Source organism: Microlunatus capsulatus, from assembly GCF_017876495.1.
GTDB lineage: Bacteria > Actinomycetota > Actinomycetes > Propionibacteriales > Propionibacteriaceae > Microlunatus > Microlunatus capsulatus.
This window is the reverse complement of the sequence record NZ_JAGIOB010000001.1, coordinates 4355237-4369285: the sequence shown is the minus strand read 5'-3', so window position 1 is coordinate 4369285 and position 14049 is coordinate 4355237. Positions and strand designations below refer to the sequence as shown.

Annotated in this window: 14 protein-coding genes; 5 read left to right on the top strand and 9 right to left on the bottom strand. The window is 75.0% G+C overall.

All coding sequences use genetic code 11. From position 1 onward, the window contains the following. Positions 1 to 55: 55 nt before the first annotated feature. Both JOF54_RS20305 and JOF54_RS20300 read right to left on the bottom strand, forming a co-directional pair. Positions 56 to 1111, bottom strand: coding sequence for a Gfo/Idh/MocA family oxidoreductase (locus JOF54_RS20305; protein ID WP_210059203.1), 1056 nt, complete (start codon positions 1109 to 1111; stop codon positions 56 to 58). Then, a complete protein-coding gene (locus JOF54_RS20300; protein WP_210059202.1) occupies positions 1108 to 1884 on the bottom strand; it encodes an AraC family transcriptional regulator in 777 nt (258 codons plus the stop codon). The genes JOF54_RS20305 and JOF54_RS20300 overlap by 4 nt, the downstream gene beginning before the upstream one ends. A gap of 96 nt (positions 1885 to 1980) precedes the next feature. Between JOF54_RS20300 and JOF54_RS20295 the strand changes: the two genes are divergently transcribed. After that, a complete protein-coding gene (locus JOF54_RS20295) occupies positions 1981 to 2838 on the top strand; it encodes a phytanoyl-CoA dioxygenase family protein (RefSeq protein ID WP_307804437.1) in 858 nt (285 codons plus the stop codon). A gap of 1 nt (position 2839) precedes the next feature. Further along, a complete protein-coding gene (locus JOF54_RS20290) occupies positions 2840 to 3148 on the top strand; it encodes a hypothetical protein (protein ID WP_210059201.1) in 309 nt (102 codons plus the stop codon). 82 nt (positions 3149 to 3230) lie between these two features. Here the strand turns inward: JOF54_RS20290 and JOF54_RS20285 are convergent, their stop codons facing one another. The 4 genes from JOF54_RS20285 to JOF54_RS20270 form a co-directional block, all read right to left on the bottom strand. Then, positions 3231 to 5060, bottom strand: coding sequence for a dipeptide ABC transporter ATP-binding protein (locus tag JOF54_RS20285; RefSeq protein WP_307804436.1), 1830 nt, complete (start codon positions 5058 to 5060; stop codon positions 3231 to 3233). After that, positions 5057 to 6730: an ABC transporter substrate-binding protein gene (locus JOF54_RS20280; protein WP_210059200.1), complete on the bottom strand. Its 1674-nt coding sequence runs from the start codon at positions 6728 to 6730 to the stop codon at positions 5057 to 5059. Before JOF54_RS20280 ends, JOF54_RS20285 begins: the two co-directional genes overlap by 4 nt. A gap of 66 nt (positions 6731 to 6796) precedes the next feature. Then, complete coding sequence (locus tag JOF54_RS20275) at positions 6797 to 7879, bottom strand: ABC transporter permease (protein WP_307804435.1); 1083 nt, start codon at positions 7877 to 7879, stop codon at positions 6797 to 6799. Then, positions 7876 to 8799 carry an ABC transporter permease gene (locus tag JOF54_RS20270; protein WP_307804434.1) on the bottom strand — a complete coding sequence of 308 codons (924 nt, stop codon included), beginning with the start codon at positions 8797 to 8799 and terminating at the stop codon, positions 7876 to 7878. The genes JOF54_RS20275 and JOF54_RS20270 overlap by 4 nt, the downstream gene beginning before the upstream one ends. 251 nt (positions 8800 to 9050) lie before the next feature. On the opposite strand from JOF54_RS20270, the gene JOF54_RS20265 reads away from it, so the two are divergent. After that, positions 9051 to 9953, top strand: coding sequence for a GTP-binding protein LepA (locus tag JOF54_RS20265; protein ID WP_245358234.1), 903 nt, complete (start codon positions 9051 to 9053; stop codon positions 9951 to 9953). Between the two features lie 4 nt (positions 9954 to 9957). Here the strand turns inward: JOF54_RS20265 and JOF54_RS20260 are convergent, their stop codons facing one another. Continuing rightward, the gene (locus JOF54_RS20260) at positions 9958 to 11067 is read right to left on the bottom strand and encodes a glycoside hydrolase family 43 protein (RefSeq protein ID WP_210059198.1); all 1110 of its coding nucleotides are present in this window, start codon (positions 11065 to 11067) and stop codon (positions 9958 to 9960) included. A 158-nt stretch (positions 11068 to 11225) separates the two neighbouring features. On the opposite strand from JOF54_RS20260, the gene JOF54_RS20255 reads away from it, so the two are divergent. Further along, complete coding sequence (locus tag JOF54_RS20255) at positions 11226 to 12164, top strand: serine hydrolase (RefSeq protein WP_210059197.1); 939 nt, start codon at positions 11226 to 11228, stop codon at positions 12162 to 12164. Here JOF54_RS20255 and JOF54_RS20250 read toward each other — a convergent pair. Then, a complete protein-coding gene (locus JOF54_RS20250; RefSeq protein WP_210059196.1) occupies positions 12161 to 12916 on the bottom strand; it encodes a GAF and ANTAR domain-containing protein in 756 nt (251 codons plus the stop codon). The genes JOF54_RS20255 and JOF54_RS20250 overlap by 4 nt on opposite strands. 279 nt (positions 12917 to 13195) lie before the next feature. On the opposite strand from JOF54_RS20250, the gene JOF54_RS20245 reads away from it, so the two are divergent. Continuing rightward, entirely contained in the window at positions 13196 to 13558 is a 363-nt protein-coding gene (locus JOF54_RS20245) for a ClpX C4-type zinc finger protein (protein ID WP_210059195.1), read from the top strand. A gap of 126 nt (positions 13559 to 13684) precedes the next feature. On the opposite strand, the gene JOF54_RS20240 is transcribed toward JOF54_RS20245, so the two are convergent. Continuing rightward, a complete protein-coding gene (locus tag JOF54_RS20240; RefSeq protein WP_210059194.1) occupies positions 13685 to 13948 on the bottom strand; it encodes a hypothetical protein in 264 nt (87 codons plus the stop codon). Between the last annotated feature and the right edge of the window lie 101 nt (positions 13949 to 14049).

Below are 14049 nucleotides of genomic sequence, written 5' to 3'. Positions count from 1 at the left end.
TCCTGCGGCGCCCGCTCGAGAAGGACCTCGGCGCCACGAGGGCGCGGCGACCTCCTCAGCCCGGCGTCGACCACCCCTCCGAGGAGGTGGTCACCGGGGCGTCGAGGTCGGCGGAGCGCTCGACGGCGAGCGCGACCTGCTGGTCGTGCAGCCCCTCGGCGAGCGGGTAGGGCTCCGGTCCCTCCCCGCGCACCCAGGCGGCCGTCCGCTCCAGCAGGGTGGCGACGGCGATCTCCTCGTCCATCCAGCGCTGCCCGACGTAGGGGTTGCGGTAGACCACCGCCCCGTCGAAGGTGATGTGCTCGGTGTCGAAGCCGAGGAGGTCGAGGTCGTGACCGCTCTGCCGGCGCTGCAGCGGGGTGCGGACGAGCGTCCGCGGCCCGGCCAGCCGGACCACCGCGTCGTCCTGCAGCTCGCCCGCCGAGCCGCGGACCAGCAGCCGGCGGGAGCGGAGCTGGTTGCGGGTCTGCTGCTCGGTGTAGTCGTAGAGCGCGGACCGCCCCGGCCCGAGGTCGAGGGTGGCCAGCGTCGTCGTCGTCGGGTGCTCCGCGGGGTCGTCGGTCCACCCGCCCCGGTCCAGCGGGCTGAGCAGCGGTGCTGTCGTCCGGCTGGCCCGGGCGGTGACGGGGCCCCGGCCGGCGCCGAGGTACCCCCGGACCAGGGAGACGGCGTGGTACTGCTGCGTCGAGGAGACCTGCACCTGCGTCGGCGTGCCGATGGCCCCGCCGGCGACCACGGCCGCCCGGGCGGCGTGGGCGGGCATCATCAGGTACTGCTCGGCCACCTGGACCAGCCCCGAGCCGCCGACGGCCGCCCACAGGTCCCGCATCGCCTCCAGGTCGGGCGCGGGCGGCGTCTCGGCCAGCACCGGCAGCCCCCGCTCCACCGCCTGCACCACCGCCGCGGGTGTCACCGACCAGGGCGTGGTGGTGAGCACGAAGTCCGGCCGGGCCGCGGCCACGCAGGCGTCGAGGGACCCGAAGGTGGGGACGCCGAGGGTCCTCGGGGTCCGGACGACCGCGCCGACGCAGGACACCGTCCCCAGGGCCCGGGCGACGTCGAGGAACATCTGCGCCCGGAAGCCGCTGCCGACGAGGGCGAAGGTGGTCACCCGGTCACGGTAGCGACGTCGCCCGCGCGGACGGCGCGCGGTGAGGCGCCCAGCACGTCGTGGCAGAGCTTGTTGAAGGCCTGCAGGTCGGGGACGCCGACCGACCGGGCGATGGTGGCCACGGGCAGGGTGGTCCGGCGCAGCAGGTGCTCGGCCCGGACGCCGCGGCGGTGCCGCACGTAGCCGACGACCGTGCGGCCGGTGGCGGCCCGGAACAGCCGGGTGAGGTGGGCCGGGGACACCCCGGCGAGCGCGGCCAGCTCGCCGACGGGCAGCGGGCCGGTGAGCGAGGACTCGACGGCGGCCAGCACCGGGGCGATCCGCGCGCGGGCCGGGTCCTCCACCGACGGCCGGACGAGGCCCGCCACCTGCCACAGCGCCGCCCAGACGGAGGCGGTCGCGGCCGCGGGCGCGAGGGGGAACGTCGTGACGGCGGTGGTGAGCAGGTCGGTGAGCAGCGGCACCGACGCGCCGGCGTGGGCGACCGGGGGCAGCCCGACGGGCTCCCCGCTCAGCCTCAGGTGGACGTAGAGGTGCTCGGAGACCCCGCGGTACCGGTAGACCGTCACCGTGCCCGGCGGCACCAGGCTGACCGACCCGGGCAGCAGCGCGTGCTCGACGCCGTCCAGCACCAGCGCCGCCCGGTAGCGGTACAGGTGGAACGCCCACAGGTCCGGCAGCAGGAAGCGGTCGCGGTGCGACCGCTGGCCGTGGACCCCCAGCCCGAGCGACACCACCTGCGGCTGCCCGCCCAGCGGTACCGGAACCGTCATGCCGGAAAACTACCAGCGGTGGCCGAGCACGCACCATCCCCTGCGCTCGCTCGCGGCCTAGCGTGGTGGAAAACCCCTACCGAGAGGAGCTGCCCCGTGGTGGCCGTCAGCACTGCCGAGCAGACCGACCCGACCCTCGCCGAGGACCTCCCCCTGCTGAGCTCGCCGGAGGTCGCGCGCTTCGTGGCGCAGGGCGCGCTGGTCTTCGAGGGCCTCGTGCCCGAGGAGGTGAACGCGACCGCCGTGGAGCAGCTGGAGCAGGGCGCGCCCGCCGTCCGCTACGGCGCCTCCATCCCGGAGGCGTTCCCCGCCGGGACGCTCGGCGCCACGCTCATCGCCCTCCCCCGGGTGGCGGGCGCGCTGCGCAGCCTGCTCGGCCCCGCGCCGCAGGTCGACCACCACGCCGTGCACGTCCGGCCCCCGCACGGCGGGGAGGCGCAGGCCCTGCACGCGGACGCCATCATCGACGCCCGGCGCGACGCCTTCGACGTCCAGCTCATGTACTACCCCCGCGACGTGACGCTGGAGATGGGCGGCACGCTGAGCGTGCCCGGCACCCACCTGCGCCAGATCAACGAGTCCGACATCGGCCGCTACCACAACATGCTCGGCCAGACCCGGCTCACCTGCCCGGCCGGCACCGTCGTGCTGCTGCACCACGGCATCTGGCACGGCGGCCGCCGCAACGACTCCGGCACCCCGCGCTACATGTACAAGATCCGCTTCAACCCGACGGTCCGGCAGCAGCGCTGGTGGGACGTCTCCGACCTCGACGACCCGCGGGTGGCCGCCGAGCTGGACGCCCGGCAGCCCTGGATGGAGCAGGCCTCGGGGCGGCTCGAGATCCACAACCGGGTGCTGCTGTGGCGAGAGCTCAGCGGCGACCCGACCTTCGACATCGACTACTGGGTGCACCGGGTGACCAACCGGCCCGGCACCCGCGAGGAGGCCTGAGATGACGCTCACCACCCCCGCTCCCACGACGCCGGGCACCGGGCTCCGGCAGCAGGTGCTGGCGCTCTACCTGTCCAACTCCTCGCTCGACGCCGCGGTGGTCGCCTGGGGCGCCTGGGACGGCACGGGCGCCACGCGGCCGACGGCCGGCGACGCGGACGAGCCGCCCTACGCCACGGGCGTCGAGGCCCTGCTGGACGGCTGGCGGCTCTTCCAGGCGTCGCCGCTGCAGCCGCCGGCGCCCGGCCACGAGTACGACACCTCGTTCCTCAAGCACGAGTTCTTCTTCGAGAAGCTCGTCGAGGTCTGACCCCACCGGAGCCGAGTTGTCAGCGCTGGTGTCGGCCAGGGCCGCCCCAGCGTCTGTTAGGTCGGGGGGACCAGGGCGGACCTCAGCGGCCGGCGGGCTCCAGCGCGAGCCAGGCCCGACGGCGCTCCCGCTGCTCGACGGGGTCGGCGACGGGGACGGCGGCCAGCAGGCGCCGGCTGTAGGGGTCCTGCGGGTCGCGCAGGACGTCGGCGGTGGCGCCGGTCTCGACCACCCGGCCGTCGTACATCACCGCCACCCGGCTGGTGACGACGGAGACGACGGCGAGGTCGTGGCTGATGAACAGGCAGGCGAAGCCGAGGTCGCGCTGCAGCTCGGCCAGCAGCTCGAGCACCGTCGCCTGCACCGAGACGTCGAGGGCGCTGGTCGGCTCGTCGGCGACCAGCAGGGCCGGGCGGTCCACCAGGGCCCGGGCCAGGGCGACCCGCTGCCGCTGGCCGCCGGAGAGCTCGTGCGGCAGCCGGCCGGCGAGGTCGCGGCCCAGCCGCACCCGCTCGAGCAGCTCCTCGACGCGGGCCCGTCGGGCGGCCGGGTCGGTGGTGCCGTGCAGCACCAGCGGTTCGGCGATGCTCCGGCCGACGCTGTGCCGCGGGTTGAGGCTGGAGGCCGGGTCCTGGAAGACGATGCCCAGCCGGGACCGGGCCCGCCGCAGCTCCGCGCGCGAGGCCGAGGACAGCTCGACCCCGGCCAGCCACGCCTGGCCGGAACGGACCGGCACCAGCCCCGCCAGCGCCCGTCCGACCGTCGACTTGCCCGAGCCGGACTCCCCGACCAGCCCGAGGAACTCCCCCGGCGCGACGGTCAGGGACACGCCGTCGACGGCGCGCACCTCCGCGCCCCGGCCGCCGTAGACGACGGTGACCTCGCGCAGCTCCGCGGCGGGGGTCGTCGCCCCGCTCTCCGAGCTCGTCGCCCCGTTCCCCGAGCTCGTCGCCCCGTTCCCTGAGCTCGTCGCTCCGTTCCCTGAGCTCGTCGAAGGGCCGCCCTCCGACAGGCTCGGGGAGCGGTCCGTCCCGCTGCGGGAGGTGGCGTCGGTGATCCTGGGGACCGCCTGCAGGAGGGCGCGGGTGTAGGCGGCCCGGGGGTCGGCGAAGAGCCGGTCGGCCGGAGCGCTCTCGACGATCCGGCCGTCGTGCAGGACGGCGACGTCGTCGGCCACGTCGGCGACCACGCCCATGTCGTGGGTGATCAGCAGCACGGCCGTGCCGAGCCGGTCCGTGAGGTCGCGGAGCAGGCCGAGGATGCCGGCCTGCACGGTGACGTCGAGGGCCGTGGTGGGCTCGTCGGCGATGAGCACGGCCGGGTCGTTGCTGACGGCCATCGCGATCATGGCCCGCTGCAGCTGGCCACCGGAGACCTCGTGCGGGTAGGCGCGGGCGATCCGCTGCGGCTCGCGGACGGCCACCTGGTCCAGCAGCTCCAGCACGCGACGGCGGGTGGCGTCGGCACCGAGGTGCGGCTGGTGGACCTGGACGGCCTCGGCGATCTGGTCGCCGATCCGGAAGACGGGGTTGAGCGCGCTCATCGGCTCCTGGAAGATCGCGGCCACCCGGCGTCCGCGGACGGCGCGCAGCCGCTCCGGCGTCGCGCCGACGAGCTCCTCGGGGCTGCCGTCGCCGTCGGCCAGCACCGCCGAGCCGCCGACGCGGGCGTTCCCCGGCAGCAGCGACAGCAGCGACATGGCCGTGACGCTCTTGCCGGAGCCGGACTCCCCGACCAGGGCGAGCACCCGGCCCCGGCGCAGGGTGAACCCGACGCCGTGCACCACCTCCCGGGGCGGGCCCGGACGGCGCGCGCCGGTGCCCGCGAAGGCGACGGTGATGCCCTCCACCGTCAGCACGGGCGCGGACGGCGCGGGCCGGGGGTCCGCCCCGGTCGGAGGCTGCTCGGTCACGGGGCGAGCGTGACCTTGAGGTAGTTCGGGTACGCCGGGAAGGCCCCGATGACGAAGTTCTGCACCTTCGAGCCGTGCAGGAACGAGTTCTTCGTGTACGTCAGGGGGACCACCGGCGCGTCCTCCATGATCGTCTTGTCGATCGCCGCCCACTGGGCGCCGGCCGCGGCCTGGTCGACCTCGCCGGTCGCCTTCGCGATCGCCGCGTCGACGTCGGCGTTCTCGTAGCGGGAGATGTTGTAGCCCCCGCCGCCGATCTGGCTGGAGTCGAACAGCGGCTGGATGTTGCCGTTCGGGCTCGGGAAGTCGGGCTGCCAGCTGCCGATGTAGAGGTCGTAGTCGCCGGAGCTGCCCGTCACCCGCTCGGTGAGGGTGTTGGCGTCCAGCGGCTGCAGCGTGATCTTCACGCCCGCCTTCTCGAAGCCCTGCTGGAGGGCCTGCGCCTGGGCCAGCGCGACGGTGTCGTTGCCGGTGACCAGGGTGAGCTCGAGGTCGTCGGCGTGGCCCGCGTCGGCCAGCAGCTGCTTGGCCTTGTCGACGTCGCCGGCGGCGGGCGCCGGGTAGAGGTCGTACTCCTCGCGCCCGGGGATGCCCGGGGTGATGAGCGTGGTGGCCGCGGCGCCGGCGATCTCGCCGCCGGAGGCGACGAGGAAGGCCTGCCGGTCGACGGCGTACTGCAGGGCCTGGCGGACCTTGACGTCCTTGAGGTCGCCGCGCTGGGTGTTCAGCGCCAGGTAGGCCAGGGCCCCCGGCTCGGAGGTGACCAGCCGGCTCTTGGCGCTGGGGTTCCCCTGCGCCTGCGCCAGCTGGGCCGGCGGCACGAACTGGGCGCCGAACGAGGACTGGGCGTCACCGCCGTCGGCGATCAGCGCCTGCGCCGCCACGGTGGCGTCCTGGCTCATCTTGAAGGTGATGGTGTCCGGCCCGGCGGTGCGCACGCTGTCGGTCGCCTGGTCCCACCTCGGGTTGCGCACCATCTTCAGCGCGACGCCCTGCTGGTAGGACTCGATCGTGTAGGGACCGGTCGCAGCCGGCTTCTCGCCGTAGGTCGCCGGGTCGGTGTCCTTCGCCTTCGGGACCGGCGAGAACGCCGGCATCGAGGCGATCCAGGGCCAGTCGCCGTAGGCGGTGCTCAGCTCGAACACGATCGTCTTGTCGTCGGGGGTCTTGATGGAGTCCAGCTCCTTCCCGTCGTACGGCCCGTCGTAGTCGGCCGCACCGGCCAGGAGCGACTTGTGGTAGCCGAGGCCGCCCGAGAGCTCAGGGGCGAACGAGCGCTCCAGGCCGTACTTGACGTCGGCGCTGGTGACGGGGGTGCCGTCGTCGTAGGTCAGGCCGTCCTTCAGCGTGTAGGTCCAGGTCTTGCCGCCGTTGCTGGGCGTGCCGGTGTCGGTGGCCAGGTCCGGGACGTACTTCGCCTCCTGGCCCGGGGTGATGTCCCAGGTGGTGAGGCGGCGCTCGACCAGGCCGAGCGAGGTGATGGCCAGGCTCTGGCTCTTGGCCGGGTCGAAGCTCAGCTCGGTCTGGGCGGTGAGGATGGACAGGTCGCCGCCCTGGGTCACCGGCGCACTGGAGCCGCTGGTGCTGGGGGTGGTCGGGTTCGCGTTGCAGCCGGCCAGCAGCAGGGTGGTGGCGGCCAGCAGGGCGCCGACGGTGGTCGCGCGTCTCACGGGGGTTCCTCTTCTTCGGTGGGTCGGGGATCGGTCGGGGTGGTCAGGAGGGGCGGGGCCGCGCCGTCAGCCGGAGCGGGTGCCCACCCGGGGGTCGAGCAGGCCGTAGGTGAGGTCGACGACGAAGTTCGCGACGACGATCACGAAGGCCGAGAACAGGGTCACGCCGACCAGCACCTGCAGGTCGAGGTTGCCGACGGCGTCGAGCAGCAGGGCGCCGAGGCCCTGCATCGAGAACACCTTCTCGGTGATGACGGCCCCGCCCAGCAGGCCGCCGAGGTCGAGGCCGAAGACGGTGGCGACGGGGATGAGCACGTTGCGCAGGGCGTGGTGGCGGACGACGCGGCCCTCGCCCAGGCCCTTGGCCCGGGCGGTGCGGATGTAGTCCTCCCCCATCACCTCGAGCATCTCCCCGCGCGTCAGCCGCGTGTAGAGGGCGGCGTTGAGGAAGGCCAGCACCAGCCACGGCAGCACCAGGTGCCAGGCCCAGTCGACGGGGCTCTCGGTCAGCGGCACGTAGCCCGAGACCGGGACCATGTTGAGCGTGAAGCCGAACAGCAGGATGCCGAGCAGGCCCACGAGGTAGGCCGGCGCCGAGACCCCGGCGACGGCGCCCGTCATCAGCACGCGGTCGGTCAGCGAGCCGCGCTTCAGCGCCGAGACGACCCCGGTCGCCACCCCGATCAGCAGCCACAGCACGGCGGCGCCGAGCGCGATCGAGAACGTGACGGGGATGCGGTCGACGATCAGCTCGGTCACCGGCTGGTTGAGCCGGAAGGAGTACCCGAAGCACGGCGCCGCGCACTGGATGGCCGCCGCGCCCGTCCCGTAGGTGCGGCCGGCGACGAGCCCGCCGAGGAAGCCGAGGAACTGGCGCCACCACGGCTGGTCGTAGCCCATGAACGCCTCGGCCTGCGCCAGCCGGTCCGGTGTGCAGGGCCGTCCGCAGGAGAGCTGCGCGGGGTTGGCGGGCAGCAGGTAGAAGATCGCGTAGCTGATCAGCGCGATGACCAGCAGCACGAGGACCATGCCCAGCAGCCGGCCGCCGAGGTAGCGCAGGTAGCCGCCGGCGCGCACCGCCCGTCGGGACGGCGCGTGCTCGGTCGCGGGGATCGTGCCGGTCCCCGAGCCGGTCGAGGGCGCGCTCACCGGCGCAGGCTCGCGGACCGGGGGTCGAGGGCGTCGCGCAGCCCGTCCCCGAAGAGGTTGAAGCCCAGGGTGACCAGGAACAGCGCGGCGCCGGGGAAGATCAGGAACATCGGGTCGGTCTGCACCCAGCTGATCGCGTCGCCGATCGAGCGGCCCCAGGCCGGGGTGGGCGGCGGGACGCCGACGCCGAGGAAGGACAGCGCCGCCTCGGCGCCGATCTTGCCCGGGATGGAGATGGTGGCGAAGACGATGATCGTGGCGGCGAGGTTGGGCAGCACCTGGCGCAGCATCACGTGCCCGGCGCCGGCGCCGGCGGCGCGGGAGGCGACGACGTAGTTCCGCTCCTTGAGCAGCAGCGTCTGGCCCCGGACGACCCGGGCGATCGGCGGCCAGCCGAAGAACCCGATGACGACGACGATGAGCGCCGACTTCGGCAGCCAGGTGGGGATGATCGCGCCCAGGGCGATCATGAAGATGAGGCTCGGGAAGCCGAAGACGACGTCGGTGGCCCGGCTGAGCAGCCGGTCCGCCCAGCCGCCGAAGTAGCCGGCCAGCAGGCCGACGACGACGCCGAGCACGACCGAGACGACGGTGGCCAGCAGCCCGACGAGGATGGACGTCCGGGCGCCGTAGACGACGATCGCGAAGAGGTCGCGCCCCGTCAGCGGCTCGACGCCGAACCAGTGGTCGGCGCTGATCCCGCCCAGCGCCCCGGCCGGCGCGCCCGTGCTGTCCAGGGCGCCGAGGTCGTAGGCGTAGGGGTCGTGCCCCGAGGCGAGGACGACGACGGGGGCCAGCGCGGCCACCACGACGAAGACCGCGACGAGGGCGACGCCGACGACGGCCGCCGGGTCGGCCCGCAGACGGCGGGCCACCTGCGCGCCGCCGAGGGAGGCCGTCTCGACCTGGTCGGTGCTCACCGCACTCATCCTGCTCGCCCCCTCCCGGGTCGTGCCGCCGGGGCGGGTCCACGTCGGCGCCCGGCTCCGGGCGCCCGGACGACGTCGGCCGTCCGGTACCAGACCGTAACGCTAGGGATTCTCCGATCCATTCCGGTCCGGGGAGCGGACCGGACGTGGCGGTGCTCACGTGACCGAGGTGTGACCAGACCGCACCGGGGCCGGCGCCGAACCTCCTGCGACCGAACCTCCCCGAGAACTGGACCACCGCGATGACCACCCCGACCGTCGACCCCGCCCGCATCCGCGCCCACGTGGAGCGGCTCGGCGCGCTGCACCCGCCCGTCGACCTGGGCTCCGCCGACTACACCCTCCGCGACGCCCGCGCGGTCCGCGAGCGCTTCGCCGGCCCGCTGGAGTACATGGCCCGGGTGGAGATGGAGGTGGAGCGCAACGTCCTCGAGCTGGCCGTGCTGCTGCCCGGCGTCAGCGAGACCGACCGGCTGTTCTACGCCGACGTCTGGGGTCCCCAGGAGGAGCACCACGGCGTCCTGCTCGACACCCTCGGGCAGCACCTCGGCATGCCGCCCACCCAGGCCGACACCGGCGGTGTCCCGCCGCGGATCCGGGTGCTGGGCGCGCTGGCGCACATCCCCGCGGTGCACGAGGTCATCCGGCTGCTGTACTACCTGACCGGCGCAGCGACCGAGAAGTCGGCGATGCTGGCCTACCAGTCGATGTCGGAGGGGCTGGCCGCGATGGGCGAGGACGCCGTCCGGACCACCGTCGTCGAGGCCATCAAGGTGCAGGAGCCCGGCCACTTCGCCTTCTACCGGATGAGCGCGCTGGAGCTGGTGCAGTCCGGGGCGCTCGCGCCGTGGCAGCTGCACCTCGCCCGGTTCCTGCGCTCGAAGACGTTCAGCCTGGTGGGCGCCAAGACCCGCGCCCAGCAGACCCAGTTCGGCAGCGTCCTCGTCGAGCTGGGGATGGACGACGAGCTGGAGCGCAACGTCCGCGACATCGTCCGGGTGGAGACCCAGCTGCTGCAGGCGTCCGGGCAGGGCCTCGCCGTGCCGGCCTACGCGCTGGCCGCCTTCCGCGACGCCGCCGCCCTGTACCGGGAGCAGGCCGGGGCGTCCGCCCGGACCCGGAGCCCGCAGCTCGTCGCCGCCTGAGCGGTCAGGACCCGGGGTCGCCCGCCGGCAGCGGGATCTCGACCGTCCGTCCCGACGGCACGCCCAGGTCGGGCCGGCCCCCGGGGCCGTCGGCGACCGGCTGCGCGTAGACCTCGCGGTCCTCGCCGCAGCTGCCCCCGGGGCTGGTGACGGCGTGGTAGGCGAACCAGGTCTGGGTGCCGTCGGGGGACGCGAAGAAGCTGTGGTGCCCGGTGCCGTACTCCTCGGCCTCCTCGCTGGCCGCGAAGAGCGGCTCCGGGTCCTTCGTCCAGCTGGCGGGGTCGAGCAGGTCGGCGTCCTCGTCGGCGCTCAGCAGCCCGATGGCGTAGTCAGGGGTCCAGCAGCCCGAGCCCGAGTAGGTGAGGAAGACCTTCCCCTCGCGCACCAGCGCCGCGGGCCCCTCGTTGACCAGCACCCCGACCGTGCCGGCCCGGGTCTCCCAGTCCAGCCGCGGCTCCGAGACCACCACGGCCTTCCCGGACACCGTCGTCGGCGTCGCGAGCTCGGCCAGGTAGAGGTTCTGCTGGCCGTTCGTGTCCCCCGGCCAGCCCGACCAGGAGACGTAGCGGGTGCCGGCGGCGGTGAAGACGGTGGCGTCGATGGCCCACCGGTCCCCCGGCAGCTCCAGCCGGCCCGCGAACGCGTACGGCCCCTCGATGGCGTCGGCCTCCAGCACGTAGGTGCGGTGGTTCTCGTTGTCGCCGTCGTCGGCGGCCACGTAGACGTACCACCGGCCGTCGATCTCGTGCAGCTCCGGCGCCCACCACTCGCAGCAGGGGCTGTCCTCCTCCCCGCCCTGGAAGATCACCTCGGCGTCCGCGTCGCCGAGGGTGAGCAGCGAGTCCGAGGAGCGCAGCGTGACGCCCGTGCCGGAGGACTGCACAGACCAGTACCGGCCGTCGACCACCGTCACGAAGGGGTCGGCGCCCTGGCCCAGCACGGGGTTGGTGAAGACCGCCGGGCCCGCGGCGCTCGCGGAGGGGGCGGCCGGGGCCGGGTCGGCCGGTCCCCCGGAGCAGGCGGCCCCGAGCAGCAGGGCGGCGGCGGTCGCCAGGACCAGGAGCGGCCGGCGCCGCGGGCGGGCGCGACCGGCGGCCGGTGCGAGGGACGTCATCGAGACCTCGTTCCTCCGCGGCCGGGGCCGCGGTCAGGCTCCGCACTGTACGGCGGCCACCGGCAGGAACTGCGGGAGGACGACAGGTCCAGCGGGTCCGAACCTGTCGTCCTCCCGCAGTTCTGCTGGCGACGAGGCCGCACCCCTAGGCTCGACGCGTGCAGAGGACCGGTCGGGACAGCGCGTGCGCGGCCCTCGCCGTCGCCGCCCTGGTGCTGGCCGGCTGCGGCACGGCTCCGGTCGCCGACGGGCCGGTCGCCGGCGCCCCGGCGTCCCCGGGGACGACCGCCCCGTCCACGGCGCCGGCCCCCACCTCTCCCCCGCCGTCGACGTCGTCCCCGACCGCTCGCGCTGGGTCGCCGAGTCCCGCACCGCGCTCGAGCCGTCCACCCAGCCCGGCCCCCGAGGCACCGGACTGGGTGGGCGACCGGCGCAACGCCGTCGCCTTCGCGCCGCTCGACGACCCGGGCGACGTCACCGTCGAGGGCGGGGTGGACCGGCCCGAGGCGTGGTCGACGTCGAAGGTCCTCGTGGTGGCCGCCGTCCTCGACACCGTGGCCGGCGGCGACCCCGACCGGCTCAGCCGCGAGCAGCGGCGGCTGGTCGACCGGGCCCTCAGCCGCTCTGACGGCGACGCGGTCGCCCGGCTGCGCGCCGCGATCCCGGGCTCCCCCGGTCGGGCCATGACGGCCGTCCTCCGCTCGGTGGGCGACCGCACGACCACCGCGCCGGACCGCTACGAGGGCCTCATGGTGTGGACCGTGCGCGAGCAGGTCCGGTTCATGGCCGCCCTGGCCGGCGGTGAGGTCGTCTCCCCCTCCGCGAGCGCGTACCTGCTGGGCCGGATGCGGCCGGTCGAGGAGCACGCCTGGGGGCTGGGCACGGTCGGCGCCACGGCCTACAAGGGCGGGTGGCTGCGCGCGGACCGGGTGACCCGGCAGATGGGGATCCTCGACGGCTACGCGGTCGCCGTGGTCACCGACGGCGTGGGTCCGGCCGTCGTCCAGACCGACGGCGACGCCGCGCACGTGCGGCAGCTGGACCGGCTGGCCGGGCAGCTCGCCGAGCGGCTGGCGGCCGAGCGGCGGTCCGGCTAGGCCGTCGGGCCCGTCCCCTCGCGCCGGGTCACCCGCTCGACCAGGGCCTGGGCGACGTCGCGGAGCTTGACGTTGTCGCGCTGGGACTTGTGCACCAGCAGCTCGAACGCCTGCTCCGCCGAGCAGTGCTCCCGCGCCATCAGCACGCCCTTCGCCTGCTCGATGACGGCCCGCGACCGCATCGCCTGCTGCAGGCCCTCCGCGAGCAGGACCGCCGCGTGGTGGTGGTCGAGGTTGGCCAGGAAGGTCCCGGCGTAGGGGGCGAACCGTTCGACGCCCGACCGGGCCGCAGCGCTGAACGGTTCCCCCGAGAGGGCGTAGACGTTCAGCGCCACCCGCCAGCCGGCGCGGTCCGGGGCCGGCGCCGGCACCGACAGGCTGTGGCTGACGTGCTGGTCGAGGGCGCTGCGCACGAACTCGGGGTAGGCCCCCGTGGCCTCCTGCAGTGCCAGGGCGACGGTGCGTCCCGAGCGGGCGGCGTCGAGGCACGGTCCCGTGCGGGCCGCGTACTGCCGCTCGTCGAGCTGCACGGCGAGGGCTCCGGTGGCGGCCACCGTCCGGGGGCGACCCTTCTCGAGCAGGGTGACGGACACCTCGGTGGTGTCGGCGAGCAGGTCGCGGACCGTGCTGGCCACCACCCGGGCGCCCTCGCTGAGCGGGGTGCGGCCGTGCTCGACCCGGGCCAGCTCGGCCAGGGCGGCCGTCAGGTCGCGGTCGGTCTGGTCAGGACGGGGGTCGGGGGTGGTCGTCATCGGCGTCTCCGTGCTCACGGCGGCCGACGGGGGTGGTCGGCGCAGGCTCTCCGCACCGCGGGTCGCACCCGCGGTCGGGCCCCTGCTCGACCCCCGGTCCGGACGTGATGACGCCAGCGGACGGTCAGCATCGTAGAGGACCGCGGCCCTGCGGGGCTGCACCGTCCGGAGGACGGGGCCGGCCCGGGGCGGAGCAGACCGCCGGCCTCCTGGGCCTACTCGCACCACGATGTCAGGCAAACCTTGACACTACGTCAGGCCATCCCTGACAGTGGGGCGATGGACACCAGACCCGGACAGCGCTGCTCGTTCTGCCTGAAGCCCGAGGAGGAGGTGGCCCAGGTCGTCGCCGGGCCGGGCAGCTGCATCTGCGACGAGTGCGTCGCGCTCTGCGTGCAGATCATGGCCGGGCCGCGGCGGCCCCCGGCGGCCGAGCCGGAGGTCCCGCGCTGGTCGACGATGACCGACGAGGCCCTGCTCGACCGGCTGCCCCTGGTGGCCGCCGCCGCCCGGCAGGTGGAGGACGCCCTGGCCGGCTGGGTGGCCGAGTGCCGCCGCCGCGGGGCCTCCTGGGCCCGGGTCGGAACCGCTCTGCAGATGTCGCGGCAGGCGGCGTGGGAGCGGTTCGAGCGCACGCGCTGACGCTCCCGCGCCCCTGACGCGCTCCCGCGCCCCTGCGGCGCTCCCGCGCCCCGTGCACCGGGCGCGGGAGTCGGGACGGGGCGCAGCGGCGACCCGGCCGCAGCCGACCGGGTCGGGGCCGGGAGATCAGCCGACCAGGCCGAGCAGGTGCACGACCAGCAGCACCCCGCCGGCGACGAGGCCGGCGAGCACGACGAGCATCCCGAGCAGCACGACGGCGAGCGGGGCCGCGGGCGGGGCGGAGAACGGGACGTCGCCGTGGGGGTGGTCGGCCCGCGCGACGTCGGCGGGGACGGACCGGGTGGAGGCCGCGGGGCCGGTGGGCGGTGCCGGGCGGGTGGGGCGGGGGCGGGCGACGGGAGGTCGGCCGGCCGGCAGGGCGATCGTCATGAGGAGCCTCCTGGGCTCGGACGGGACGGACGGGAGGGAGGGACGTCCTGGTGGGGGACGTCCTGGGGAGGGGCTGCGGGGCGGGGACGAGCGGCGGGAGG

Bases quoted from the DNA above. Each gene is read 5' to 3' on its own strand.
- JOF54_RS20260 (WP_210059198.1), bottom strand. From the start codon at position 11,067: ATGACGTCCCTCGCACCGGCCGCCGGTCGCGCCCGCCCGCGGCGCCGG.
- JOF54_RS20250 (WP_210059196.1), bottom strand. From the start codon at position 12,916: ATGACGACCACCCCCGACCCCCGTCCTGACCAGACCGACCGCGACCTG.
- JOF54_RS20290 (WP_210059201.1), top strand. From the start codon at position 2,840: ATGACGCTCACCACCCCCGCTCCCACGACGCCGGGCACCGGGCTCCGG.
- JOF54_RS20245 (WP_210059195.1), top strand. From the start codon at position 13,196: ATGGACACCAGACCCGGACAGCGCTGCTCGTTCTGCCTGAAGCCCGAG.
- JOF54_RS20265 (WP_245358234.1), top strand. From the start codon at position 9,051: ATGACCACCCCGACCGTCGACCCCGCCCGCATCCGCGCCCACGTGGAG.
- JOF54_RS20300 (WP_210059202.1), bottom strand. From the start codon at position 1,884: ATGACGGTTCCGGTACCGCTGGGCGGGCAGCCGCAGGTGGTGTCGCTC.
- JOF54_RS20240 (WP_210059194.1), bottom strand. From the start codon at position 13,948: ATGACGATCGCCCTGCCGGCCGGCCGACCTCCCGTCGCCCGCCCCCGC.